Source organism: Novosphingobium resinovorum, assembly GCF_001742225.1.
GTDB lineage: Bacteria > Pseudomonadota > Alphaproteobacteria > Sphingomonadales > Sphingomonadaceae > Novosphingobium > Novosphingobium resinovorum_A.
Genome location: NZ_CP017075.1, coordinates 1,586,372 through 1,609,107, shown reverse-complemented (window position 1 = coordinate 1,609,107; position 22,736 = coordinate 1,586,372). Strand labels below are relative to the sequence as shown.

Annotated in this window: 26 protein-coding genes and 1 tRNA gene; 18 read left to right on the top strand and 9 right to left on the bottom strand. The window is 63.6% G+C overall.

Going from position 1 to position 22,736, the window contains the following annotated elements; all coding sequences use genetic code 11:
• Window positions 1-168: 168 nt before the first annotated feature.
• Together BES08_RS07445 and BES08_RS07440 are read right to left on the bottom strand one after the other, a co-directional pair.
• Window positions 169-1,779, bottom strand: coding sequence for a putative bifunctional diguanylate cyclase/phosphodiesterase (locus BES08_RS07445; protein ID WP_008833275.1), 1,611 nt, complete (start codon window positions 1,777-1,779; stop codon window positions 169-171).
• Between the two features lie 137 nt (window positions 1,780-1,916).
• Window positions 1,917-2,852, bottom strand: coding sequence for an isopenicillin N synthase family dioxygenase (locus BES08_RS07440; protein WP_008833274.1), 936 nt, complete (start codon window positions 2,850-2,852; stop codon window positions 1,917-1,919).
• Between the two features lie 98 nt (window positions 2,853-2,950).
• On the opposite strand from BES08_RS07440, the gene BES08_RS07435 reads away from it, so the two are divergent.
• The 3 genes from BES08_RS07435 to BES08_RS07425 all read left to right on the top strand — a co-directional run bounded on the left by BES08_RS07435 (window position 2,951) and on the right by BES08_RS07425 (window position 4,035).
• A complete protein-coding gene (locus BES08_RS07435) occupies window positions 2,951-3,358 on the top strand; it encodes an EVE domain-containing protein (protein ID WP_051211604.1) in 408 nt (135 codons plus the stop codon).
• A gap of 120 nt (window positions 3,359-3,478) precedes the next feature.
• A complete protein-coding gene (locus tag BES08_RS07430; protein WP_008833272.1) occupies window positions 3,479-3,661 on the top strand; it encodes a CsbD family protein in 183 nt (60 codons plus the stop codon).
• A 164-nt stretch (window positions 3,662-3,825) separates the two neighbouring features.
• The gene (locus BES08_RS07425; RefSeq protein ID WP_231958197.1) at window positions 3,826-4,035 is read left to right on the top strand and encodes a hypothetical protein; all 210 of its coding nucleotides are present in this window, start codon (window positions 3,826-3,828) and stop codon (window positions 4,033-4,035) included.
• 119 nt (window positions 4,036-4,154) lie between these two features.
• Here BES08_RS07425 and BES08_RS07420 read toward each other — a convergent pair whose 3' ends face one another.
• Window positions 4,155-5,468, bottom strand: coding sequence for an MFS transporter (locus BES08_RS07420; protein WP_008833270.1), 1,314 nt, complete (start codon window positions 5,466-5,468; stop codon window positions 4,155-4,157).
• A gap of 122 nt (window positions 5,469-5,590) precedes the next feature.
• Here BES08_RS07420 and pgsA point away from each other — a divergent pair, with 122 nt between their 5' ends.
• Window positions 5,591-6,184: a CDP-diacylglycerol--glycerol-3-phosphate 3-phosphatidyltransferase gene (gene pgsA / locus BES08_RS07415; RefSeq protein WP_008833269.1), complete on the top strand. Its 594-nt coding sequence runs from the start codon at window positions 5,591-5,593 to the stop codon at window positions 6,182-6,184.
• 134 nt (window positions 6,185-6,318) lie between these two features.
• Window positions 6,319-7,482: an MFS transporter gene (locus BES08_RS07410; RefSeq protein ID WP_008833268.1), complete on the top strand. Its 1,164-nt coding sequence runs from the start codon at window positions 6,319-6,321 to the stop codon at window positions 7,480-7,482.
• 104 nt (window positions 7,483-7,586) lie between these two features.
• Here BES08_RS07410 and BES08_RS07405 read toward each other — a convergent pair whose 3' ends face one another.
• The 3 genes from BES08_RS07405 to BES08_RS07395 all read right to left on the bottom strand — a co-directional run bounded on the left by BES08_RS07405 (window position 7,587) and on the right by BES08_RS07395 (window position 10,265).
• Entirely contained in the window at window positions 7,587-8,483 is an 897-nt protein-coding gene (locus tag BES08_RS07405) for a hydrogen peroxide-inducible genes activator (RefSeq protein WP_008833267.1), read from the bottom strand.
• Window positions 8,484-8,670: 187 nt separating this feature from the next.
• Window positions 8,671-9,864, bottom strand: coding sequence for a ribonuclease D (rnd, locus tag BES08_RS07400; RefSeq protein WP_008833266.1), 1,194 nt, complete (start codon window positions 9,862-9,864; stop codon window positions 8,671-8,673).
• A gap of 65 nt (window positions 9,865-9,929) precedes the next feature.
• A complete protein-coding gene (locus BES08_RS07395; protein WP_008833265.1) occupies window positions 9,930-10,265 on the bottom strand; it encodes a hypothetical protein in 336 nt (111 codons plus the stop codon).
• A gap of 270 nt (window positions 10,266-10,535) precedes the next feature.
• On the opposite strand from BES08_RS07395, the gene aspS reads away from it, so the two are divergent.
• From aspS to mltG, 4 genes are all read left to right on the top strand, one after another.
• The gene (aspS, locus tag BES08_RS07390) at window positions 10,536-12,344 is read left to right on the top strand and encodes an aspartate--tRNA ligase (RefSeq protein WP_069707998.1); all 1,809 of its coding nucleotides are present in this window, start codon (window positions 10,536-10,538) and stop codon (window positions 12,342-12,344) included.
• A gap of 289 nt (window positions 12,345-12,633) precedes the next feature.
• On the top strand, window positions 12,634-12,870 hold the full coding sequence (locus BES08_RS07385; protein WP_007679564.1) for an acyl carrier protein: 237 nt from the start codon (window positions 12,634-12,636) through the stop codon (window positions 12,868-12,870).
• 179 nt (window positions 12,871-13,049) lie between these two features.
• The gene (gene fabF / locus BES08_RS07380; protein ID WP_008833263.1) at window positions 13,050-14,309 is read left to right on the top strand and encodes a beta-ketoacyl-ACP synthase II; all 1,260 of its coding nucleotides are present in this window, start codon (window positions 13,050-13,052) and stop codon (window positions 14,307-14,309) included.
• Window positions 14,310-14,313: 4 nt separating this feature from the next.
• Window positions 14,314-15,288 carry an endolytic transglycosylase MltG gene (gene mltG, locus BES08_RS07375; protein ID WP_008833262.1) on the top strand — a complete coding sequence of 325 codons (975 nt, stop codon included), beginning with the start codon at window positions 14,314-14,316 and terminating at the stop codon, window positions 15,286-15,288.
• Window position 15,289: 1 nt separating this feature from the next.
• Here the strand turns inward: mltG and BES08_RS07370 are convergent, their stop codons facing one another.
• Window positions 15,290-15,700 carry a hypothetical protein gene (locus tag BES08_RS07370; RefSeq protein ID WP_008833261.1) on the bottom strand — a complete coding sequence of 137 codons (411 nt, stop codon included), beginning with the start codon at window positions 15,698-15,700 and terminating at the stop codon, window positions 15,290-15,292.
• Window positions 15,701-15,795: 95 nt separating this feature from the next.
• On the opposite strand from BES08_RS07370, the gene BES08_RS07365 reads away from it, so the two are divergent.
• From BES08_RS07365 to BES08_RS07345, 6 genes are all read left to right on the top strand, one after another.
• Window positions 15,796-16,359 carry a 2'-5' RNA ligase family protein gene (locus tag BES08_RS07365; protein ID WP_081798907.1) on the top strand — a complete coding sequence of 188 codons (564 nt, stop codon included), beginning with the start codon at window positions 15,796-15,798 and terminating at the stop codon, window positions 16,357-16,359.
• A gap of 108 nt (window positions 16,360-16,467) precedes the next feature.
• Window positions 16,468-16,544: transfer RNA gene (locus BES08_RS07360), tRNA-Met, on the top strand.
• 141 nt (window positions 16,545-16,685) lie between these two features.
• On the top strand, window positions 16,686-17,909 hold the full coding sequence (locus tag BES08_RS07355; protein WP_069707997.1) for a tyrosine-type recombinase/integrase: 1,224 nt from the start codon (window positions 16,686-16,688) through the stop codon (window positions 17,907-17,909).
• 24 nt (window positions 17,910-17,933) lie between these two features.
• On the top strand, window positions 17,934-18,152 hold the full coding sequence (locus BES08_RS34680) for a helix-turn-helix transcriptional regulator (protein ID WP_083274626.1): 219 nt from the start codon (window positions 17,934-17,936) through the stop codon (window positions 18,150-18,152).
• On the top strand, window positions 18,149-18,388 hold the full coding sequence (locus BES08_RS07350; protein ID WP_069707996.1) for a hypothetical protein: 240 nt from the start codon (window positions 18,149-18,151) through the stop codon (window positions 18,386-18,388). Before BES08_RS34680 ends, BES08_RS07350 begins: the two co-directional genes overlap by 4 nt.
• 52 nt (window positions 18,389-18,440) lie before the next feature.
• A complete protein-coding gene (locus tag BES08_RS07345; RefSeq protein WP_156799809.1) occupies window positions 18,441-18,674 on the top strand; it encodes a hypothetical protein in 234 nt (77 codons plus the stop codon).
• A gap of 28 nt (window positions 18,675-18,702) precedes the next feature.
• Here BES08_RS07345 and BES08_RS33585 read toward each other — a convergent pair whose 3' ends face one another.
• Together BES08_RS33585 and BES08_RS31720 are read right to left on the bottom strand one after the other, a co-directional pair.
• Window positions 18,703-18,963, bottom strand: coding sequence for a DUF6953 family protein (locus BES08_RS33585; protein ID WP_069707994.1), 261 nt, complete (start codon window positions 18,961-18,963; stop codon window positions 18,703-18,705).
• The gene (locus BES08_RS31720) at window positions 18,960-19,136 is read right to left on the bottom strand and encodes a YodC family protein (RefSeq protein WP_083274625.1); all 177 of its coding nucleotides are present in this window, start codon (window positions 19,134-19,136) and stop codon (window positions 18,960-18,962) included. The genes BES08_RS33585 and BES08_RS31720 overlap by 4 nt, the downstream gene beginning before the upstream one ends.
• A 400-nt stretch (window positions 19,137-19,536) precedes the next feature.
• On the opposite strand from BES08_RS31720, the gene BES08_RS07335 reads away from it, so the two are divergent.
• The 3 genes from BES08_RS07335 to BES08_RS07325 are packed head-to-tail and all read left to right on the top strand — an operon-like array spanning window position 19,537 to window position 22,689.
• Window positions 19,537-20,277, top strand: a complete 741-nt coding sequence (locus BES08_RS07335) for a DUF1441 family protein (RefSeq protein ID WP_069707993.1) — start codon at window positions 19,537-19,539, stop codon at window positions 20,275-20,277.
• The gene (locus BES08_RS07330; RefSeq protein WP_069707992.1) at window positions 20,270-20,497 is read left to right on the top strand and encodes a hypothetical protein; all 228 of its coding nucleotides are present in this window, start codon (window positions 20,270-20,272) and stop codon (window positions 20,495-20,497) included. The genes BES08_RS07335 and BES08_RS07330 overlap by 8 nt, the downstream gene beginning before the upstream one ends.
• Window positions 20,494-22,689: a phage terminase large subunit family protein gene (locus BES08_RS07325; RefSeq protein WP_083274623.1), complete on the top strand. Its 2,196-nt coding sequence runs from the start codon at window positions 20,494-20,496 to the stop codon at window positions 22,687-22,689. Before BES08_RS07330 ends, BES08_RS07325 begins: the two co-directional genes overlap by 4 nt.
• Window positions 22,690-22,736: the final 47 nt, after the last annotated feature.

Below are 22,736 nucleotides of genomic sequence, written 5' to 3'. Positions count from 1 at the left end.
CGCGATTTAGGTGGTGCGGGGGGGAAGGTCAATTTCCCCTGCCGTTTTCGTCGTCCCGGACTTGATCCGGGACCGGTGGCTGTCTTTAGGCGGATGCGGTCGGCGAGACGCCTTGCCGAGAGCAAGGTCGCTCAAGGCAAGCGGTCCCGGATCAGGTCCGGGACGACGTCAGGCGCGCTTCACTTCCGGTGTATCATCCGGGGCGACTTCGGTCTTGGGTTCCTCACCCAGCCATTCGCCGAGTTCGGCCGCGGGGCGGGGGCGGCCGTACAGATAGCCCTGGCCGGTGATCCCGCCGTACTGGCGCAAGTGGTCGAGCACGGCCTGCGTCTCGATCCCCTCGGCCGTTACCGGCATGTGCAGCCCTTCGCCCAGCGTCGCCACGGCGCGGACGATGGCGGCGCTGTCCTCGTCGTCGAGCATGCTGGAGACGAAGCTGCGGTCGATCTTGATGCGGTCGAACGGCAGCTGCTTGAGCTGCCCGATCGAGCTGTAGCCGGTGCCGAAATCGTCGAGGCTGATGCGGATGCCCTGGTTCTTGAGGCTGGTCACCAGCGTGCGTACCTGGCCCAGGTTCTGGTGGAGGCAGCTTTCGGTGATCTCGATCTCCAGCCGCTGCGGCGGGAAGTTGGCCTCCACCAGCATGCGCAGGAGTTTCTGGGCGAACCACGGGTCGCGCAGCTGGATGGGCGAGATGTTGACCGCCAGCGTCAGCTTCGGGTCCCACAGTTTCGCGTCTTCCAGCGCCTGTGCGATCACGCTGCGCGAGAGTTCGGTGATCGCGCCGATCTCTTCGGCGACGGGGATGAAGATGTCAGGCGCGACGATGCCGAACTGCGGCGAATCCCAACGTGCCAGCATCTCGAATCCGGTGAGTTCGCCGGTCTCCAGATCCACCTGCTGTTCGTAGAACGGTACGAATTCGCCGCGCGGAATGCCTTGGCGGATGCCTGCCTCTAGGTCGGCGCGGAAACGCATCTCGTGCGCCATCTGCGGCTCGAACCACGAGAACTGGTTCCGGCCCTGTCGCTTGGCGTGGTACATCGCGACGTCGGCCATCTCCAGCAGCGCGGGCGAGGACGTGGTGCGTGATTCGGCGCGGGCGAGGCCGATCGAGGCGGTGACGTCGATCGTCGCGTTGCTGATGCGCGAGCCCTCGGCGATGGCCTGGACCAGCGCGGCGGCGATGCTGTCGACGGTTTCGCTGTGACGGGGCTCGAACGGAACGGCTACGGCGAATTCGTCGCCGCCGATGCGGCCGACGATGGTGCCTTCTGGAAGCGCGGCGGTGATGCGGCGGGCGCATTCCACCAGCAGGCGGTCGCCGGTGGCGTGGCCGTTGTAGTCGTTGACCTGTTTGAAGTTGTCGAGATCGATCATCAGCACTGCCACGGCCCGCCCGGCCGTCGCGCTGCGATCGATCAGCGCGTCGACGCTCAGGTTGAAGCTGCGGCGGTTGTGGAAGCCGGTGAGCGAATCGGTTTCGGCTAGACGCCGCGCTTCACGCTCGGCGGCGCGGCGCAGCATGATCTCGTCGCACAGTTCGCGGTAGCGGCTCCAGCCGAAGATGATGATCGCGATGTTGAGCAGGAAGGCGTTGAGCAGGAAATGGTCCGGCCCCGGCCCCTGTCCGGCGAGCGAATTGACGACCGCCGGGCCGATTTCGCTGCCGGTGGCGACGAAAAGAATGATCGCCGCGGTAACGATGCCGAAAGCGACGATGTCGACCTCGCTGCCTTCCGTGTCACGCCGGGAGGAAAGGATACTTGCTGCGTGCACGAAATGGCCCCTCCAAGGGCGTGGCTTGTAAGCCGTTGGAGCTACGCAGTTCCTCTGAAATATCAGTTAACGAAAAAGCCCCGGCCTGCATCAGCGGGCCGGGGCTTGGGCTATTACAGAGTTTTAATCGGCGCCGTTCACATCTTCAGACCGATCTCGCGCAGGCGCTCCTGCAGGTAGTCGTCGGCGGTGATCGAGACCGGGTAGCGGTCCGGGTTCTCGTCGCTCACGCACTCGGGCAGGGTGACGAAGCGGAAGTCGCTGCGCAGGTGGAGGAAGAACGGCATCGAGTAGCGGCTGTGCCCGGCACGCGCGCCCTCGGGGTTGCGGACGCGGTGCGTGGTCGAGGGCAGCACGTGGTTGGTCAGGCGCTGCAGCATGTCGCCGATGTTGACGACGATGGCGCCTTCGGGCGGCGCGACCGAGAGCCAGCGACCGTCCTTGCTCAGCAGTTCGAGGCCCGCTTCCTGTGCGCCGAGCAGCAGGGTGATGAGGTTGATGTCCTCATGCGCGCCGGCACGGATGGCGCCTCCGGATTCAGCGGAAACCGGCGGGTAGTGCAGCAGGCGCATCACCGAGTTGCCGTCCTCGATCCCTGCGTCGAACCAACCCGCATCGAGGCCGAGGTCGACGGCGATCGCTGAGAGCACCTTGGCGCCGGCCTCGTCGAACTGGGCGTAGAGTTCGCGGAAGGTCTCTTCGAAGCCTTCAACCTCGGTCGGCCAGATGTTCGGCGGCATCGAGGCGGCGAGCGGCGAATCGGCGGGAACGTCGCGGCCGACGTGCCAGAATTCCTTGAGGTCCTTCTCTTTGGCGCCCTTGGCGACTTCGGTGCGGAACGGCGTATAGCCGCGCGCGCCGCCCTGGCCGGGGATGAAGTATTTCTGCTTGGTCTCGACCGGGAGGGCGAAGAATTCCTCGGTCCTGGCCCAGGCCTGGTCGATCAGCGACTGGTCGATACCGTGGTCGCGGATCATCGCGAAGCCGAAGGTGCGGAAGCTCTCGCCGATGCGCGCGGGCAGGTCGGCGCTGTCGGCCACGAGGCTGAGGACGGGGATTTGTGCGAGGTCCATGGTAGTGCAATCCGTAACGAGTCGGTATGCCGCCCCTTTAGGCGCCCCGGCCGTCACAGTCTAATTCGGGCCGGAAATTTACGATGGAAGGTGCGGGCATGGCATACTGGCTGATGAAGTCTGAACCCGATGCTTACGGCTGGAACGATCTTGTGAAGGAAGGCGAGGGCACATGGGACGGCGTGCGCAACCACCGCGCCGCCAACAACCTGCGCGCCATGGAAGTGGGAGACGAGGTGTTCTTCTACCACTCCAACATCGGCAAGGAGATCGTCGGCATCGCTACGGTGAGCAAGGCCGGGATCACCGATCCCAGCGATTCCGAGGGCAAGTGGGCGGCGGTCAAGGTGAAGCCGGTGCGCAAGCTGAAGCGGCCGGTGACACTCGCGCAAGTGAAGGGCGATCCCAAGCTGGCGGAGATGGAACTGGTGAAGTTCTCGCGCCTGTCGGTGGGTGTGGTGACGCCGCAGGAGTGGGACTATGTGCTGGGGCTGGCAGGGGAGTGACGACATATCGCCGCTAAGGCACGCCTCGGCGCAGGCGTACGAAACTTAGCGGCGGAGCAGCGTGTTCTCTTCACGTGACGGCAGCGAGATGTTTCGCCGCCGAGCTAAGGAGATACCGCCGTGGGTGAACTCAAGGACACCGTGAAGGGCCTGGGCAACGAGATTGCCGGTAACGTCAAGCAGGCCGCAGGCAAGGCGCGCAACGACCCGGCCCAGCAGGCAGAAGGCAAGGCCCAGGAAAAGAAGGGCGAGCTTCAGCAGGGCATCGGCAAGGTCAAGGGCGCGCTCGGCGACCGGGTCTGACCTAACCTCTTCCTGACGGAAACCAGCGAGAGGGCTGCCTTAGGGCGGCCCTTTTTCTTTGGGTTTCCGATGCTTGCAAGAACGAATCGTCCCGTTTCGGGAAGGGTTCGCCAAGCGCTTTGCGCAATGGTAAACAAATCGTTAATGCGTGACTTATGCGAAGCATGACACGTCGCGCACTCGTCCTCACGCAGGAGTCGGCCGGGCACTGGTTCCGCCGCTCACTGCCGCCCCACGTCTTCACCGAATCGCTTGAGGAGGAAGACGAAGATGTGGAGGCCGCGCGCAAATGGCGCCTCAGCGGCGGCGACTGGCGGGGGTTTCTGACCGCCTACTGCGCGAGTTTCGTGGCGATCACCCTGTTCATCGCCTGATACGGCGAGACGTCGCCATTTACCTGTAGCGTAATTGCGAGCGTAGCGAAGCAATCCAGAGCGGCTGGACACTGCCCTGGATTGCTTCGCTACGCTCGCAATTACGAAAAATGTGCGCCTCAACCCACGCTGGGGCACTTCTCGGCGCGGAACAGCAGGTATCCCAGCCAGGCCGAGGCGACGCAGCACAGCGAGACGACCAGAAGCTGCTGCGCCACCGCAACGCCCATCAGCGTCATTACACCGGTCGCCAGCGAACCGACGACCATCGCGCCCGAATTGACGATGTTGTTTGCGGCAATCGTGCGCGCGGTCTGCGACTTGGGCACGAAGGTGGTGAGGAAGGCGTAAAGCGGCACCACGAACATACCGCCGCAGATGGCGATGCCCAGCAAGGTCAGCATCAGCGGGATCGCCAGCGGCTGCACGACGAAGATGCCCACGTCCATCAGCGTTCCCGTTCCGCTATGCGGCGGCCAGATGCGGCAGACCTGCTGGAAGGCGACGAGGAACACGCCCATGCCGATCACCGAGATCGGCGACCAGCGCGCGGAAACGGTGCCCTTGAGCAGCGCATTGATCGCCATCGACCCGATTGCGACGCCGACCGAGAAGATCACGAGGAACAGGCTGGCCACTTCCTTGCTGGCCATCAGCATGTTCTTGGCGAGCGGCGGGAACTGCACGAACAGCACGGTGCCGATCGCCCAGAAGAAGCTGATCGCGCAGATGGCAAGGAACACGCGGCGGTCCTGCATCGTGGTGCGCACGAGGCGCACGGAAGCGCGGATGACGTGGTAGTCGAGCGGCTCGATTTTGCCCAGCGGCGGGGCGGAGGGGACCTGTCGTCCGGCGAACCAGCCGATGACGGCGACGACGATCACGCCGATCGCGGCGGCGTCGACGCTGATCCAGCCTGCGACGATCGTGCCGGCGAGTACGGCGATGTACGTACCTGCTTCGACCAGCCCGGTGCCGGAGAGGACTTCGCCGTCCTTCAGGTGCTGCGGCAGGATCGCGTACTTGATCGGTCCGAAGAAGGTCGAGTGAACGCCCATCGCGAACAGCGCCAGCAGCATCAGCGGGATGGCCACGGCGTCGAGCGCCTGCCCCTGCCACGCAAGGGCAAGGCCCGCGCCGCCGACCAGCATGATGCCGATCTCGCAGGCCTTGATGATGCGAATCAGCTTCGCCTTGTCGCGCATGTCGGCCAGCTGTCCGGCCAGCGCCGAGAGCAGGAAGAAGGGGATGATGAAGATCGCCGAGGCCATCGCGCTGAACCGCGCCTCCTGGCCTTCCGAGTGGTACACCTCGTAGACGACGAAGAGCACCATCGCGTTCTTGAACAGGTTGTCGTTGAACGCGCCCAGAAGCTGGGTGACGAAAAGGGGGAGAAAACGTCGCGCCCGGATGAGTTGGGTCGTCGTGGTCATGATCTAAGTATGCCGCCGGCCTTGCTCATTGGTCGTCGGGACACTTAATGGCATGGGGCGGGGGCACAAGCCCTGTTCACCACTTTATTCCCGTAGCGATTGCGGGCTATGGCATTCCCATCATGCTGACTCTGCCGAACATCCTGACGCTTTCACGCATCGTCGCCCTTCCGTTGCTGGCCTTCCTGCTCTGGTGGCCCAGATGGGAATTCGGGTACGGACTGGCTTTCGGGCTTTACTGCCTGATGGGACTCACCGACTATTTCGACGGCTATCTTGCTCGTTCGAGCGGGACGGTGTCGAAGCTGGGCGTATTCCTCGACCCTATCGCCGACAAGATCATGGTGGCGACGGTGATTCTGGTGCTGACCGCGCAAGGCATCCTGCGTGGGCCTTTCGTGGGCGACATGCACGTGATCGCGGGCCTCGTCATCCTCGTGCGTGAGATCGCCGTGTCGGGCCTGCGTGAGTTTCTTGGGGGGCTGCAGGTTTCGGTGCCGGTCAGTCGCCTTGCGAAGTGGAAGACGACGTTCCAGCTGATCTGCCTGGGGGCGCTGATCCTTGGCGTGGCGATGCCGTGGTGGAATCTCGACCTCGGCGCGCTGGTAATCAACGTGCCGCATACCGTGGGCCTGACGACGCTGTGGGCGGCCGCCGCACTGACGGTGGTGACGGGCTGGGACTACCTGCGGGTCGGCCTCAAGCACATGGACTGAACCCCTTGCGTTTGCGGTGCGGGCAAGCGGACTTGCGTTCCCCGCACTTGGTCTGACGCGGCTCGAGGGCCATTTGCGCTTGGAGCGGGGGCTACAGCACGAAGGATTTCACCATTACCGTCGCGTCCAGCACCATGTCGGCGTCCAGTGCCGTCGGCGGCCCCAGTCGCCCGGTCGTCTTCTCGCTGGCCGTCGCTGCCGGGCTGACCGTCGCCAACATCTACTACAACCAGCCGATGATCGGGCTGATGGAGCGCGACCTTGCGGGTGCGGCGGCGACTTACGTGCCGACCGCGACGCAGCTCGGTTACGCCTTCGGCCTCGTCGTGTTGGTGCCGCTTGGCGATCTGGTGGAGCGGCGGAGGCTGATCGTGCTGCAATGCCTGGCGCTGACCGCCGCGCTGGCACTCGTCGCCGTCGCGCCGAGTGCCGGGCTGGTGCTGGCCGCATCGCTGCTGGTCGGGCTGCTCGCTTCGGTTGCGCAGCAGATCGTGCCGTTCGCGGCGAATCTCGCCCCTGACGAGAAGCGTGGCGCAATCGTCGGCACGGTGATGGCCGGTCTCCTGTGCGGTATCCTGCTCAGCCGTACGCTGGCGGGCTTCGTTGCCGGAACGCTCGGGTGGCGGGAGATGTTCTGGCTCGCGGTTCCACTGGCGCTTTTGACCGCACTGCTCATGGCGTTCCAGCTTCCGCGCAGTCGTCCGCAAGACACCGGACTCGGCTATGTCGGCCTGCTGCGCTCGCTCTGGAGTCTGTGGCGCGAATTTCCCGCGCTGCGGCTGGCGACTTATACCCAGTGCTGCCAGTTCGGCGTCTTCAGCGTGTTCTGGACCATTCTTGCCCTGCGCCTGCAGGAGCACTTCGACCTTGGGCCGGAAGCTGCGGGACTGTTCGGTATCGTCGGTGCCGCGGGCGTGCTCGCAGCACCGGTCGCAGGACGACTCGCCGACCGTCGCGGTCCGCATCCCGCCATCGTGCTGGGCACGGTGATGACGCTGGCGGCGTGGCTGATCTTCGGTTTCTGGCATTCGATCGCCGGGCTGATCGTGGGCGTGCTTGTGCTCGACGTGGCGGTGCAGCTCAGCCAGATCTCCAACCAGAGCATCATCTACGCGCTGCGGCCTGAGGCGCGCTCACGCATCAACACCGTCTACATGGCGATGATGTTTCTGGCCGGGGCGGCCAGTTCGGGCGCGGCGACGGCGGCATGGCACGAGTGGGGCTGGAGCGGGGTCTCGGCGCTCGGGATCGGCATTTCGGTGCTCGGCGTGGCGCTGCAGGTGCTGCGGCGGCGCTAGGACGCCGGGGCTTCGACAAGCTCAGCCTGAGCGGGGTTCAAGGACTGGCTCTCAATACCGCTCAGGCTGAGCTTGTCGAAGCCCCCTCAGGCTACAAAGCCAGGTCAACCAGCCCGCAACTCGTCCGCCAGCATCCGGAATTCCTCTGCACGCGGGGAATTCTTGCGCCACACCAGCGTGATCTCGCGATTCGCGTTGGGCGAGATCAGCGGCCGGGCGACGACGTTGGTTCCATTGAGAATCCCTGCGTCGAGCGCCATTTCCGGCAGCATCGTCAGGCCCAGCCCGTTGTCGACCATTTGCACCAGCGTATGCAGCGAGGTGCCGATCATCGTCGCGCTGGCCCGCAGTTCGGGCCGGTTGCAGGCGGCGAGGGCATGGTCCTTGAGGCAGTGCCCGTCCTCGAGCAGGAGCAGGCGGTTCTCGTCGATCACGTCGGGGCTGACTTCGGCGGGCGGATCGCGCGGATCGTCGCGGGGGAAGGCGACGAAGAAGGCGTCGAGTTCGATCGTCTCCTTCTCCACCTCGCCGGTCGCATAGGGCAGGGCGAGCAGCACGCAGTCGGCGCGGCCATGGTGGAGCGATTCCATCGCCGCCTGGCTCGGTTCCTCGCGCAGGAAGAGCTTGAGATTCGGGCGTTCGCGGCGCAGGCGTGGCAGCATCCGGGGCAGCAGGAACGGCGCGATCGTCGGGATCACGCTCATGCGCACTTCGCCCGAGAGCGGCTTGCCGCTGGACTGGACGAGTTCGGACAGTTCCTCCGTCTCGCGCAGGATGCGGTGGGCCTTCTCGACCACGGCATTGCCCAGCGGCGTGAAGCGGACGGCGCGCTTGGTGCGCTCCACGAGGACTACGCCAAGCAGCGTTTCCAGATCGCGCAGACCCGCCGACAGTGTCGATTGCGACACGAAGCAGGCATCGGCGGCACGGCCGAAATGGCCGTGCTCGTGGAGCGAGACGAGATACTGGAGCTGCTTGAGCGTCGGTTGGTAGACGGTCATGTGGTGGCTATTGCACGGTGGGAGCGGTTCGCCAAGCGGCGTTGTGCAATGCGGAAGAAGGAGGAAGGGAGCCCACCCCCGGCCCCTCCCGCAAGCGGGAGGGGCGGAAAAATCGCAGCGTTGCCCCTCCCGCAAGCGGGAGGGGAGCGAGACTTGGTCCGGAGGACCTAGTCGCAGCGGGGTGGGCTTATTCGGCCACCGTATCGTCGACGACGTCTTCCACGCGCGTCATCTTGAGCTTGCCGTTCTCCACCGCGAAGGCGAGCTTGCCCTCGACGAGATCGAGCGCATCGCGGCCGAACACGTCGTAGCGCCAGCCCTGCAGCAGGCTGAGGTTCTTGCGAACGCCCGCCGCGAGCAGTTCCAGTTCGTCGCTGCGCGCCAGCAGGCGGGCCGCGGCATCGATTTCACGGGCACGGATCTTGAGCAGCAGCTTGAGCAGGTCGGCGACCAGCGAGCCTTCCTTGCCGAGCGGCGCGCCGCGCGGGGCGCGGGCGGGCATCTCGTCGTCGGTCAGCGGCTCCGCCTTGGCGATGGCGGTCATCAGGCGGCGGCCGATTTCATTGTCCTTCCAGCCTTGCGAGAGGCCGCGCACTTTGGCGAGGTCGGCCTGGCTCTTGGGCGGGTGACTGGCGATGTCGGCCAGCGTCTCGTCACGGGCGATGCGGCCGCGCGGGATGTTCTTGCCCTGCGCTTCCAGTTCTCGCCATTCGGCGATCGCGCGCAGGCGGCCAAGCACTTGCGGGTTGCGGCCCGGCGCCTTGATCCGGTGCCAGGCTTCCTTGGGGTCGTTCCGGTAGTTTTCCGGATCGGCCAGCTTTTCCATCTCCTGGTCCAGCCAGGCACCGCGCCCGGTCTTGATCAGGCGCTTGAGGATTTTGGGGAAGATCTTGGAAAGATGCGTGACGTCGCCGATCGCGTATTCGATCTGGCGGTCGGTTAGCGGGCGGCGCGACCAGTCTGTGAAGCGGGCGCCCTTGTCGATCGTCAGGCCCTGCCACGATTCGACGAGGTTGGAATAGCCGATCTGCTCGGACTGGCTGATCGCCATCATCGCGATCTGGGTGTCGAAGATCGGGTGCGGGGTGCGGCCGGTGAAGTTGAAGATGATCTCCACGTCCTGACCGCCCGCGTGGAAGACCTTGAGGACGTCCTCGTTCTGCGTCAGCAGATCCAGCAGCGGAGTCATGTCGAGGCCGTCCGCCAGCGGGTCGATCGCGGCAGCTTCCTCGGTATTGGCGATCTGCACGAGGCAGAGTTCGGGCCAATAGGTGTTCTCGCGCATGAACTCCGTGTCGACGCTCACGAAATCGGACTTCGCGAGACGCTCGCACAGGGCGGCAAGATCTTCGGTTTTCGTTATCAGCGGGTGAATTTTCATTGAACGAGGGCGTTACGCCTAACCGCGCGGGGGATCAACGCCCCGTGTTACCGTTTTGTCGCAGTTTATTTCCGACCGAGGAGCCGCTGCCACAGGCTGGGCTTTTTGACGTCGGCCAGTTCGGCGATGCTCTCGGCCGTCACGAAGCGGCGGCGCAACTGCGATCCGGTGGTGTGACCATAGGGGAGGGGAAGGTACAGGCCCTCGGGTTCATATCCCGGGTCCGCTTCCGGATCGGCGAGTTCGCGCAAGTCGAGCATGGCCGGAAATTCGGCCTCGACCGAAGCGCTCGCAGGCGCGGAAACCGGTGCGTCGGCCCATTCCTGGTACTGCGCCGCTTTCTCTTCGTCGGTCGGGTGGAAGATGGTTTCGTCCAGCTTGCCGTCAGCAAACATCTGCATTTCCCGGTTTTTTGGTGTGGCGACCCGTGCGCGGGAGCATAATCGCCAAATGGTTTATTTGGAGTTACCGCCGTCATCCCGGCGCAGGCCGGCACCGCTGGCGATGAACAGCCCACCTTGCATCGAGGCTCCCGGCCAATGCCTGAAGACCGCAAGCGTTCCCGGCCTGCGCCGGGATGACGGGGATTTTACGCGAATCCCCATCTGGCAATCGCTGCGGCACTCCTTTAGTGGGGCCGCAACTATTCCATTCGACCAAAAGAGCCCGTCATGACCCATCCCTACCGCTCCCACACCTGCGGCGCCCTGAGCGCGGCTGAGGTCGGCCAGACCGTCCGCCTCTCGGGCTGGGTCCATCGCAAGCGTGACCATGGCGGCGTGCTGTTCGTCGACCTGCGCGATCATTACGGCATCACCCAGGTCGTGACCGACAGCGACAGCCCGGCGCTCGCCGTACTCGATTCGCTGCGCGCGGAAAGCGTCGTGACGATCGAGGGCACCGTGAAGGCGCGCACCGAAGGCACCGTGAACCCCAACCTCGCCACCGGCGAGATCGAGGTCTATGCCCGCGTCGCCACCGTGCTGGGCAAGGCCGAGGAACTGCCGATGCCGGTCGCCGGCGAGCAGGAGTACCCGGAGGACATCCGCCTCAAGTACCGCTTCCTCGACCTGCGCCGTGAGACGCTGCACGCCAACATCGTCAAGCGCACGCAGATCATCCGCGACATGCGCCGCCGCATGGAAGACACCGGTTTCACCGAATATTCGACGCCGATCCTGACCGCTTCCAGCCCCGAAGGCGCACGCGACTTCCTGGTGCCCAGCCGCATCCACGCCGGAAAGTTTTACGCGCTGCCGCAGGCACCGCAGCAGTACAAGCAGCTGCTGATGGTCGCGGGGTTCGACCGCTACTTCCAGATCGCACCCTGCTTCCGCGACGAGGACCCGCGCGCCGACCGTCTGCCGGGCGAATTCTACCAGCTCGACCTCGAAATGAGCTTCGTCACCCAGGAAGAAGTCTGGGAAACGATGGAGCCGGTGCTGCGCGCCACCTTCGCCGAGTTCGCGGGCGACAAGCCGGTCACCCCGGCCGGTGAGTTCCGTCGCATCCCGCACGCGCAGGCGATGCTGGACTACGGTTCGGACAAGCCGGACTTGCGCAACCCGCTGCTGATCAAGGACGTGACGGAGCACTTCGTCGACTCGGGCTTCGGCATTTTCGCGGGCATCGTCGCCAATGGCGGCACGATCCGTGCGATCCCGGCTCCGGGCGCAGGCGCGGGCAGCCGCAAGTTCTTCGACGACATGAACGTCTGGGCACGCGGCGAGGGCTATTCGGGCCTCGGCTACATCAACATCAAGGACGGCGTCCCCGGCGGTCCGATCGCCAAGAACCACGGCGAGGAAAAGACCGCCGCGCTGATCGCCGCGCTCGGCCTTGGCCCGAACGACGGCGTGTTCTTCGCCGCGGGCAAGGAAGAGCAGGCCGCCAAGCTGGCGGGCCTCGCGCGCACCCGCGTTGGCGAGCAGCTGGGCCTGATCGACAAGGACCGCTTCGAGCTGTGCTGGATCGTCGATTTCCCGTTCTACGAATGGGACGAGGACAACAAGAAGGTCGACTTCGCGCACAACCCGTTCTCGATGCCGCAGGGCGGGATGGACGCGTTGCAGAACCAGGATCCGCTGACGATCAAGGCCTACCAGTATGACCTCGTCTGCAACGGCTTCGAGATCGCTTCGGGTTCGATCCGCAACCAGTCGCCCGAGCTGATGGTCAAGGCCTTCGAGATGACCGGCCTGACGCAAGCGGACGTGGAGGATCGCTTTGGCGGCCTCTACCGCGCGTTCCAGTACGGCGCGCCGCCGCATGGCGGCATGGCCGCCGGTGTGGATCGCATCGTGATGCTGCTGTGCGGCGCGCAGAACCTGCGCGAGATCACGCTGTTCCCGATGAACCAGCGCGCCGAGGACCTCCTCATGAACGCGCCGAGCCACGCCGAGCCCAAGCAGCTGCGCGAACTGCACTTGCGCGTGGTGGAGCCGGTCAAGCAGGCTGCGCCCGCCAAGTCGGCGGAGTAAAACCCATTCCTCCCCGAACTTGTCTCGGGGAGCGGGACCGCCTCCGCCGGCGGTGGTGGAGGGGAAGAGGTGAGGCATTCCCCCTCCGTCAGCGCTGACGCGCTGCCACCTCCCCAAGGCAAGCTCGGGGAGGAGCCTTGGCCGCAAGGGCGCTTTCTGCCGTCAACCGTGGATAACGCGAGGCTCATCAGCGATCACTGCCGCCCCAAGGCTCTTGCCAGCGCGCCGCCCAGTCTTTAGGGCGACTAGCGTAATTCAAACCCGCCTATTTTCGAAGGGGTCTATACAAATGAGCGATACCGCCGATCGGGTTAAGAAGATCGTCGTCGAGCACCTCGGCGTTGAAGCCGAGAAGGTCACCGAGGACGCCAGCTTCATCGACGATCTGGGCGCCGACTCGCTCGACATCGTCGAGCTGGTCATGGCGTTCGAGGAAGAATTCGGCGTCGAGATTCCGGACGATGCCGCCGAGAAGATCAGCACCGTCTCCGATGCCATCAAGTACATCGAAGAGAACAAGGGTTAATCCCTTCGGTCTGATTTCGGGCCTGCATTTCGGCGCTCCGCTCGTGAGGGGTGGGGCGTGAATGCAACACCGGATTGAAATCGGCAGGCTCGCCCTTTAAGGGGGCGGGCCTGTCGCCGTTTTCGGGCCGTCGGTTTCCCGACGACCGGATGCGGCCATTTGAGATTTTCGGAGAGCATATGCGTCGTGTCGTCGTAACCGGACTTGGTCTCGTCACCCCCCTGGGCGCTGACGTGGAGACCGTTTGGGCCAACATCCTCGCGAGCAAGTCGGGCGCAGGTCCGATCACCAAGTTCGACACGACGGGCCAGAAGTGCCTGATCGCGTGCGAAGTGAAGCCCGCCGATCACGAATACGGCTTCGACGCCGGCAAGCGCGTCGATCACAAGATCCAGCGCCAAGTCGATCCCTTCATCGTCTTCGGCATCGACGCTGCAGGCCAGGCGCTCGAGGACGCGGGCCTGACCGACATGAGCGAGGAAGACAAGCTCATGGCCGGCTGCTCGATCGGTTCGGGCATCGGCGGCCTGCCGGGCATCGAAAGCGAATCGCTGGTGCTGGCTGACAAAGGCCCCGGCCGCGTCTCGCCGCACTTCGTCCATGGCCGCCTCATCAACCTGATCTCGGGCCAGGTCTCGATCAAGTACGGCCTCAAGGGTCCGAACCACGCGGTCGTCACCGCCTGCTCGACCGGCGCGCACTCGATCGGCGACGCCGCGCGTATGATCAAGGACGGCGACGCCGACATCATGCTGGCGGGCGGCGCCGAATCGACCGTCTGTCCGATCGGCATCGCCGGTTTCGCGCAGGCCCGTGCGCTCAACTGCAGCTACAACGACCGCCCCGAACAGGCGAGCCGCCCCTACGACAAGGACCGCGACGGCTTCGTCATGGGTGAAGGCGCCGGTGTCCTCGTCCTGGAAGAGTACGAGCACGCCAAGGCGCGCGGCGCAAAGATCTACTGCGAAGTGATCGGCTACGGCCTGTCGGGCGACGCCTACCACGTCACCGCCCCGCACCCGGACGGCGACGGCGCCTACCGCTCGATGCAGATGGCGCTGAAGAAGGCCGGCATGACGCCTGCCGACATCGACTACATCAACGCCCACGGCACCTCGACCATGGCCGACACCATCGAACTGGGCGCCGTGCGCCGCCTGTTCGGCGACGCCATCGGCAATGTCTCGATGAGCTCGACCAAGTCGGCCATCGGCCACCTTCTGGGCGGCGCGGGTGCGGTCGAATCGATCTTCTGCATCCTTGCGCTGCGCGACCAGATCGTGCCGCCGACCCTCAACCTCGACAACCCGGACGAGGGCTGCGAGGGCGTCGACCTCGTGCCGCACGTCGCCCGCAAGCGCGAAGTGCGCGCCGTGCTCAACAACAGCTTCGGGTTCGGCGGTACCAACGCCAGCCTCGTGATGCGCAAGATCGACTAAACTCATGATCTCCCGGCGCGGATGCGGCCTGGCGGCAGTCGTCGCCGTACTCTTCGTCGGGAGCCTCTGGGCCTTCTTCGGCGGCTGGTACGGCTCCGGCCCGCTGGAAGAAGACAAGCACTTCGTCGTCCCCACCGGCGCCAGCCTTGGGGACGTTGCGGACAGGCTGGAAAAGCAGGGCGTGATCGCCTCCGCTTCCGGCTTCAAGCTGCGCGCCCGCGTGTTCGGAGGCGGCAGCGGCATCAAGGCGGGCGAGTTCGCCATTCCCGCGCACGCCAGCCCCTCGGCCGTGCTGGCGATCATCTCCAGCGACGAGATCATCCGCCGCTTCGTGACGATCCCCGAAGGCATGCCCTCGGTGATGGTCTACGATCGCCTCAAGGCGCAGACGGCGCTGACCGGCGACGTTTCGGTGCCGGAAGAGGGCTCGATCCTCCCCGACACCTACAACTTCGAGAACGGCGAACCGCGCGAGGAACTGGTGCGGCGCATGCAGGCGGCGATGAGCCGCACGCTCAAGGAACTCTGGGCGAACCGCGCCAAGGGCCTCGTCGTAAAGACGCCGGAGCAGGCGATCGTCCTCGCCTCGATCGTCGAGAAGGAAACCGGCAAGCCCTCCGAACGGCGCATGGTGGCAGGGCTCTACTCGAACCGACTGCGGACCGGCATGCTGCTTCAGGCCGACCCGACGATCATCTACCCCATCACCAAGGGCAAGCGCCTCGGCCGCCGCATCCTCCAGTCGGAAATCCAGGCGGTCAACGGCTACAACACCTACACGATGGTCGGACTGCCCAAGGGGCCGATCACCAACCCCAGCCGCGAATCGATCGCGGCGGTGCTGAACCCGGCCAAGACCGACGCGCTCTACATGGTTGCGGACGGCACCGGCGGCCACGCCTTCGCAGGCACTCTGGCCGAGCACAACCGCAATGTCGCCAAGTGGTTTGCCATCCGCCGCGAGCGCGGCGAGCTGTAATCTAGCTCAGCGTCCCGTCCTTCGCCTTCGCCCGCGCATAGAGCAGCGAGGCGAGGGCGATGGCGAAGATCACGGCGGGGAAAACCGCCGTCGACCACCCCTTGGCTGCGATCATCCCGAAGCCGAGGAAACTCCAGCCGAACTGCACCACCACGCCCGCCAACGACGCGGCGAAGAACACCCAGGCGATCTCGCGGCGCATCAGCAGCAGGATCGCGCCCAGCGTGCCGCCCCAGACCGCCACGGCATAAGCGGCCCACGCCCATGCGGGCATCGAGCCGAACGCCTGTGCGGTGACCGGGTCCGTCTTCGCGACATCGTCGAGATCGGCGTTGACCTGCATCAGATAAGCGGCATCGCCGATCAGGTTCCAGATCAGGATCAGTATCGAGATCACGCGGAACGTTCGCATCTGCTTCCCCCTTCATGCACTCCCGGCGCGAACTTTGCCCTGCGCAGTTCTTTCTGGCAATCGGGGCGGATTCGGGAGGGCAGCGGAGTTTCACGATGACCGAACAATCGCCTGACTGGCCCGCCAAAAACTGGGTCGCGACCGGCCCGCGCAAGGCGGGCGCGCCTTTGCTCGTCACTGCGGAACTGCCGTCCGACGTGCTGGGCTGGGCGGATGCCCTCAGGCGTGCGCATTACCCGCCCGAGCGTAATCGCCTGCGCGCCCATGTGACGCTGTTCCATGCGCTGCCGCCATCGGTCGAAGAGGAACTGATCGACCTTCTGAGCGACCTCGCCCGTGCCGCGCCGCCTCCAGCGCGGATCGAGGGGCTGATGAAGCTGGGCACTGGCACGGCTCTTTCCATCGAAAGCCTGGAAATGGTGGCGCTCCACGCGGAGATCGCCGAGCGCATGCACGGCCTGCTCACCCAGCAGGACGCACAGCCGCTACGCCTTCACGTGACGATCCAGAACAAGGTGACGGCGCAGGCGGCGAGGGCGCTGCAGGCGGAACTGGCGCCGCAGTTGCAACCGCGCAAGTTCCGCTTTCGCGGCTTCGGACTCTATGCCTGGGAAGACGGTCTGTGGCGTCCGATCCGGCTGATATCTTTTCGTGGTTGAAGGTGCTTTTTCGGTGTTGACCGATGCGAACCTTGCCCCTAGAGGACGCGGCCTGCCCCGCAGCAACGGGGCACCAGATCGAGCCGCTCATCACAGCGGCCTTGGTATGGCGGAGTAGCTCAGTCGGTTAGAGCAGCGGAATCATAATCCGCGTGTCGGGGGTTCGAGTCCCTCCTCCGCTACCACCACCATTTCCCCAGAGTTCCAGAGGGGGAAGGAAGCTCAGAAAACTGCGGTTTCCGGTTTCCCATGCGTACCATGAAGACCATTGCATCGCCGCAAGATGTGGTCATATCGTTGGTATCACGACCTGGGACCGTGACCACATGCCGATTTCTGACACTACCTGCCGCAATGCGAAGCCGCGCGACAAGGCTTACAAACTGACGGATTCCGAGGGTTTGCACCTTCTGGTACAGACTAATGGATCGCGGCTGTGGCGGTTGGCCTACCGATTCGATGGCAAGCAGAAGACGCTTTCGCTCGGCCCATACCCCTCTGTATCTCTCGCCAAGGCGCGGGAACTGCGACAGGAGGCGCGCACCCAGCTGCACCTCGGCCATGACCCGGCGGAAGTCCGGAAGCAGGAGGTCGTAGAGTCTTCCCAGACATTCCATAGCGTATCCAGGGAATGGTTGGGGCTGTGGCAGGTGGGCAAAGACGCCGCCCATATCCTGCGCGTCGAGAACCGTCTGAAAAAGGACGTGTACCCAATCTTTGGTAATCGGCACGTGGCCGGCATCCGGGCTCCCGAAATCCTCGAGATGCTCCGCAAGGTGGAGGACCGAGGCGCGCTGGATATCGCGCGGCGACTGCGTCAGACCTGTGATCAAATCTTCCGGTATGCAAAGGCGTCCGGACTGGTCGAGAACAACCCTGCATCTGCCGACTTGCTGGAAGCCATGAAGCCGAAGGCAAAGGTCACGCACATGCCGTCGCTTGCTGACGACGAGTTGCCGGAATTCCTGCAGCGTCTCGATCGGTACGACGGTGACGTTCTGACCAAGGATGCAATCTGGTTCACCCTGCTCACCTGGGTGCGCACTTCCGAAACGCGGTTTGCCGAGTGGTCTGAGATCGAAGGGCTCGGCGGTGAGGCACCGCTGTGGCGCATCCCAGCACCGCGGATGAAGATGGGCCGTGAACACCTCGTCCCGCTCTCAGCGGCGGCCGCTGACGTCCTGTCACGCCTTCCGCGATCCTCTCGGTACATCTTCCCCGGACTCAAAGGCAAAGCGATGTCAGAGAACACTATGCTCTACGGCATCTACAGAATGGGGTATCACAGTCGGGCAACGATCCATGGCTTCCGAGGCACCGCATCAACGATCGCCAACGAGGCCGGTTGGAACAAGGACTGGGTGGAGCGCCAGCTTGCCCACGTGGAAGAGAACAAGATTCGCGGTGCCTACAACTCTGCCGAGTGGCTGCCCGGCCGCCGGGATATGATGAATTGGTGGGCGAAGCTGCTTGCGACTAGGCGATCACAGGCTGTCGATGACAGTCTTCAGAGCGCCGTGGAAGACGAGTTCAGCCAGCTCCTCGGTTGACAGTCACGCAAAAGTTGAATATCCATGGTGCCCATGGGACAGCAACTCGAATTTTGGCGCCTCCAGCGCGTTTGCGAAGTGACCGGACTCTCAAAGTCAGAGATCTATCGCAGAGTCGATGAGCAACGGTTTCCAGCGCCGCGGAAGTATCCCGGCTCGTCGATGAATTTCTGGCCTTCCAATGTCGTCCAGAACTGGCAGATGTCGGTACTCGGAGACGGTTTCGAGGAGTTGCTGGGATGAGCATTATCGAGCGCGCCGCTAGGGAACTGGCGAAGAAGCAAAGCGGGTCGGACGATTGGGACGCTTTGGACGCTGAGTTGCAGCGGGAACTAAAGGACGAGGTTCGAGCGGTCCTGCAAGCTGTGCGGGAGCCCAGCGACGCAATGAAGCAGGTAGCCGTGAGTTTTGGGCAGGCAGTCTATCCAGAAGATTTCTGGGTTGAGATGATCGACGCGGCCCTCGCAGAGCCCAATTGACCGATCGACCAAACGACTGTTAATCACTCCGGCCATGGGAAAGATACTCCCCGTGGCCGGTTTGCTGTTGGTTGCCTTCGTGGCGATCGTTTTGTTGAGTCCCCGCGGCAGCGGGGTCAGCGACAAATGCCGACAGGCTGTATCGACCGGGAGCGTTGATGGCTGGCGCTACATTCAGACTCTATGCACCGATGCGGAGCAGCAATCGCTGTTGACCGAGTTTCGCGGCCGCGGGCTGTCTACGGAAGATATTGAGCGCAGTCGTCGGGAAGCTGGAAAGAGGTGAGTCCGGGAGGCTCGCCCTCCCGGTTAGATCACGACTGCATCCGACCAGGCAGATGATAGTCTTGGCGCGTACACCACTGTTTTGACGATCGTTCGTAGACGAGGTCAGGCGTGATCTTAAGGAATGCTTGCAGGACCGGCTTACCGACGCAGAGGTTTCCGCTGTCGTCGTAATATGCCAGCTTCTCGTCATCGCGGGTCAATAGTTCACTCGCTGCCTGAAATTGGGATAACACACCCTCACTTTCGACAGTCGATTTCATCCATTCAGCCGCTTCGCGAGGCGTCATTTCTTCTCAGGCTCTGAATAAGTTTGGATCGAATCCTTATCCACGTGCTTCATTTCCATTTTTGAACCGGCGAACCATACAACGCGAATGGTGGTGCTGCCTGTCACCGCATCAACGGTCATCTTCGGCCCGCCCGATTTCAATTGAACTACATCACCCTTCTTAAAAGCCATAGTGCTTACTCCCTGATGTCCACTTAGCATGGCGATTATCGGATGGTCCGCAATGGGGGGCACTGAATATGTGTCCCATTTTTACACATGATGCTGCGACGCCGCAATCCGGAGGCAAGACGTAATCAGACGCAACCGAAGCTCACCAGACACCTTATGATTGACCAATCAACTATAACGTGACATGCAAACTCCGAACAGGAGGTTGTAGTGGTCCACGTTGGTTGCACCGGAAAAGCGCAGTATCTGACGTGGGATGAGGCTGATCGCATGCTGAAGCACAGCCGTCACCGTCGTGCTCGGGATAAGCGCGAGGGCCGCATGATCGTGTATCGCTGTCGCCTCTGTCACCACTGGCATGTCGGCAACAACACGTTCCACCGGACGGCTCGCTAACACCGTGGACGAATTCGAAAGCCTCGTCGCCGAGCCGCGCCGAAAGCGCGGTCGCCCATCCAATGCGGAACTGGCTGCTCGCCGTGAATCTGCGACCAGTGAACTGAACCATCAAGCAGAACTGCGGAAAGCGGCCCAAGGTCACCAGTCGCTGGGACTCGATCAGTTCGGCGACCCGGTGCCGCAAAACTTCCTCGCGCGCCTGATGCGGATGGACCCCCAGACCGTCAACCAGCGCCTGGCGAAGTGTCGGCCGGCTGCGATCGTCGGCACCCGCAAGGTCTACTACTTCCACGAGGCGATTCATTATCTCGTGAAGCCGAAGATGACGGCCGAGGAATTTGCCCGGACGCTCAACAAGGCAGACCTGCCGCCGGAGATCAATAAGTCCTTCTGGGACAGCCAGCGCAGCCGCGTGAAGTACAAGATCGAAGCCCAGGAAGCCTGGGAAACGGAAGACGTGATGCAGGCACTGGGGGAGGTCTCGATGATCTTCAACGACAGCCTCGTCTCCGTGGTCGAGGAGATGCGTGACCGCGCGAAACTGACCGACGAGCAGACGGAAATCCTGTCAGCCGCGATCGACGAGTTTCGCAGCGAAGTTCGGGAAAAGCTGATCGATCTTCCCAAGCAGAAGTTCACTGGGTCGATGTTCGCCAAGCCGATGTTCGGCATCGCCGAGCAGCCTGACGGCGACCCGGACATTCCGGCGTGGGATGAGGACGACGGGGATTTCGATGACTGAAGCCACCGTTCAAGTCGCACCTTTTGGCTTCGTCGAGTACGCAGTCCAGATTGGTGAGGCACCGGCGTATATCCCGGCGGACCACTACCTCGCACTTGCCGGACAGCAAATCGTCGCCGCTGGTCCGTGGCCACCGACGATTGATCTCGCGAGATTCAAGCTCACGAGACTTTACGTGCCAGCTGCGTTCTACGCGGAAATTCGGCAGAGTTTCGCATGAGCGCGCCCGCCCGCCGGATGCTCGTCAAGGACCGGCCCGCCAGTTACCGGTCGCTCGAAGAACTGATCGCCGCCGCCACTGAAGCGGTCGCGCCGCCGGAGCGCATCACCGTTACCGAGGCGGCGAAAAAGTACGTCCGGATCAAGGAGAAGAATTACTCCGGCCTCTGGTCCGAGGACAAAACGCCGTATCTCGTCGAGCCGCAGAACGTGCTCACCAGCCTGGCCTACCAGGGGATGGTATTTGTCGGCCCGGCGCGTACCGGCAAGTCGCAGATGTGGCTGAACTGGATGTCGCATTCGGCGATCTGCGACCCGGCAGACATGATGCTGGTCCAGATGTCGCAGGGCCGTGCGCGCGAGTTCTCCCAGTCGGATTTGCGCAAGCACTTCCGCAATTCTGCCGATGTCCGAGCAAAGCTGGTGCCCGGTCGTGTCAACGACAACGTCTTCGACAAGACCTTCATCTCCGGCATGCGCGTCACGATCGTCCATCCGTCGATCAACGAATTCTCCGGTAAGACGGTCGGTCGCAACTGGGCGATGGACTACGACCGCCTGCCGCTCAGCATCGACGGCGAAGGCGACGCCTGGACGCTGCTGTCGAAACGCGGCGAGACGCTGGGCCGATACGCCATGACCGTGGTGGAGTCGTCACCGGGCTTCGACGTCAACGATGCCCGGTGGATTCCTAGTTCGCCGCACGAGGCACCGCCGTGCGAAGGTATCCTGTCCCTGTACAACATGGGCGACCGCCGCCGCCGCTACTGGTCGTGCCCTCATTGCGGACAGAAGTTCGAGCCGGACTTCAAGTTGTTCGATTACCCGGCGTCCGCAGATCCGCATGACGCTGCTGAGCAGGTGGTCATGGTATGCCCGGGCAACGGATGCCGCCTTGTCCCCGATCTCAAGCACGACCTCGAGCACGACGGCCGCTGGCTTCGGGAAGGGGAGATCTGGCTCGAGGACGGCTCAGTGGTCGGGCAGCCGCGCCGGTCGGACATTGCGTCGTTCTGGCTGAAAGGCCCCTCGGCGGCATTCAACACGTGGCAGAAGCTGGTGCTGAACTACCTCAACGCCAAGTCCGATTTCGAGCGAACCGGCAGCGAAGAGAAATTGCGCGCCGTGACCAACACCTCGTTCGGCCTGCCTTATACGCCCAAGTCGATTGAGGCTGGGCGCCTGCCGGACGAACTGAAAAAACGCGCCCGGGCCTACAACTACCGCGGCGAGGTGCCGGAAGGTGTTCGGTTCCTAGTCACCACGGTCGACGTCCAGAAGGACAGTTTTGTCGTCCACACGTTCGGGATCGCTCCGGTCACAATGGTAGGCGGCGCCCAGTCCATGGACGTCTACCACGTCGACATGTGGAAGATCACCAAGTCGCGCCGCATCGATGCTGACGGTCACCCGCTGAAACTGGACCCGGCGTCGTTCAAGGAAGACTGGCACGTTCTCATCGACCAGGTCATTGAGCGTGAATACCCGCTCGGCGACGGGTCGGGGCGTTTCATGAAGGCGAAGCTGGTGGCCTGCGACTCTGGCGGCGCGGCATCCGCAGCAGCTGTTCGGCTGAACAAGGCGCTCGACGGCCCGGTGGTTTCCGTGACGTCCAACGCTTACGATTTCTGGCGCTACCTCCGTCTGCATGATCCAGAGCAGCGGAACTACCACATGAAGTTCCATCTGCTGAAGGGTGAGCCCAGTCGGCAGGACAACATGATCCGCGTCGATTACCCCGATTCGCAGCAGAAGGACAAATGGGCGATCGCTCGCGGCGACGTGCCGGTCTGGAAGATCAATTCCAACGTCGCCAAGGACCAAGTCTCGAACATGCTCGGGCGCACTGAGCCGGGCGGCCAGTTTCACTTCCCGGAATGGTTCGACGTCGAGACCGGTGAACTGGAAAACATCGACTGGCTCTACACGCAGCTGACGGCTGAAATCCGACTGCAGTCCGGCTGGGAGAACCGCAGCCGCCGCCGCAATGAAGCATTCGACTTGGCTGCGTACTGCGTCGCATTCCTGCGGATGAAAGACATCAAGATTGATCGTCTCGACTGGTCGCAGCCGCCGTCGTGGGCGGCCGAGTGGGACGTCAACGATCATGTGTTCGATGCGCAGGGTGCCCGGGGCACCAAGCCTGCTTCGGAGAGCACTTCGCTTGAGCAGCTGGGTAGCTTGCTGGGTTGATTGACACCATAACATTGTCGCATCAACTAGTGCGTGATAATTCGCGT

Coding starts and splice junctions, on each gene's coding strand:
- BES08_RS07325 (WP_083274623.1), top strand. CDS start 20,494: ATGAGCGCGCCCGCCCGCCGGATGCTCGTCAAGGACCGGCCCGCCAGT.
- BES08_RS07395 (WP_008833265.1), bottom strand. CDS start 10,265: ATGCAGATGTTTGCTGACGGCAAGCTGGACGAAACCATCTTCCACCCG.
- BES08_RS07435 (WP_051211604.1), top strand. CDS start 2,951: ATGGCATACTGGCTGATGAAGTCTGAACCCGATGCTTACGGCTGGAAC.
- BES08_RS07440 (WP_008833274.1), bottom strand. CDS start 2,852: ATGGACCTCGCACAAATCCCCGTCCTCAGCCTCGTGGCCGACAGCGCC.
- BES08_RS07410 (WP_008833268.1), top strand. CDS start 6,319: ATGTCGGCGTCCAGTGCCGTCGGCGGCCCCAGTCGCCCGGTCGTCTTC.
- BES08_RS31720 (WP_083274625.1), bottom strand. CDS start 19,136: ATGGCTTTTAAGAAGGGTGATGTAGTTCAATTGAAATCGGGCGGGCCG.
- fabF (WP_008833263.1), top strand. CDS start 13,050: ATGCGTCGTGTCGTCGTAACCGGACTTGGTCTCGTCACCCCCCTGGGC.
- mltG (WP_008833262.1), top strand. CDS start 14,314: ATGATCTCCCGGCGCGGATGCGGCCTGGCGGCAGTCGTCGCCGTACTC.
- BES08_RS07355 (WP_069707997.1), top strand. CDS start 16,686: ATGCCGATTTCTGACACTACCTGCCGCAATGCGAAGCCGCGCGACAAG.
- BES08_RS07420 (WP_008833270.1), bottom strand. CDS start 5,468: ATGACCACGACGACCCAACTCATCCGGGCGCGACGTTTTCTCCCCCTT.
- BES08_RS07370 (WP_008833261.1), bottom strand. CDS start 15,700: ATGCGAACGTTCCGCGTGATCTCGATACTGATCCTGATCTGGAACCTG.
- BES08_RS07425 (WP_231958197.1), top strand. CDS start 3,826: ATGACACGTCGCGCACTCGTCCTCACGCAGGAGTCGGCCGGGCACTGG.
- BES08_RS07385 (WP_007679564.1), top strand. CDS start 12,634: ATGAGCGATACCGCCGATCGGGTTAAGAAGATCGTCGTCGAGCACCTC.
- pgsA (WP_008833269.1), top strand. CDS start 5,591: ATGCTGACTCTGCCGAACATCCTGACGCTTTCACGCATCGTCGCCCTT.
- aspS (WP_069707998.1), top strand. CDS start 10,536: ATGACCCATCCCTACCGCTCCCACACCTGCGGCGCCCTGAGCGCGGCT.
- BES08_RS34680 (WP_083274626.1), top strand. CDS start 17,934: ATGGTGCCCATGGGACAGCAACTCGAATTTTGGCGCCTCCAGCGCGTT.
- BES08_RS07365 (WP_081798907.1), top strand. CDS start 15,796: ATGACCGAACAATCGCCTGACTGGCCCGCCAAAAACTGGGTCGCGACC.
- BES08_RS07330 (WP_069707992.1), top strand. CDS start 20,270: ATGACTGAAGCCACCGTTCAAGTCGCACCTTTTGGCTTCGTCGAGTAC.
- BES08_RS07405 (WP_008833267.1), bottom strand. CDS start 8,483: ATGACCGTCTACCAACCGACGCTCAAGCAGCTCCAGTATCTCGTCTCG.
- rnd (WP_008833266.1), bottom strand. CDS start 9,864: ATGAAAATTCACCCGCTGATAACGAAAACCGAAGATCTTGCCGCCCTG.
- BES08_RS33585 (WP_069707994.1), bottom strand. CDS start 18,963: ATGACGCCTCGCGAAGCGGCTGAATGGATGAAATCGACTGTCGAAAGT.
- BES08_RS07350 (WP_069707996.1), top strand. CDS start 18,149: ATGAGCATTATCGAGCGCGCCGCTAGGGAACTGGCGAAGAAGCAAAGC.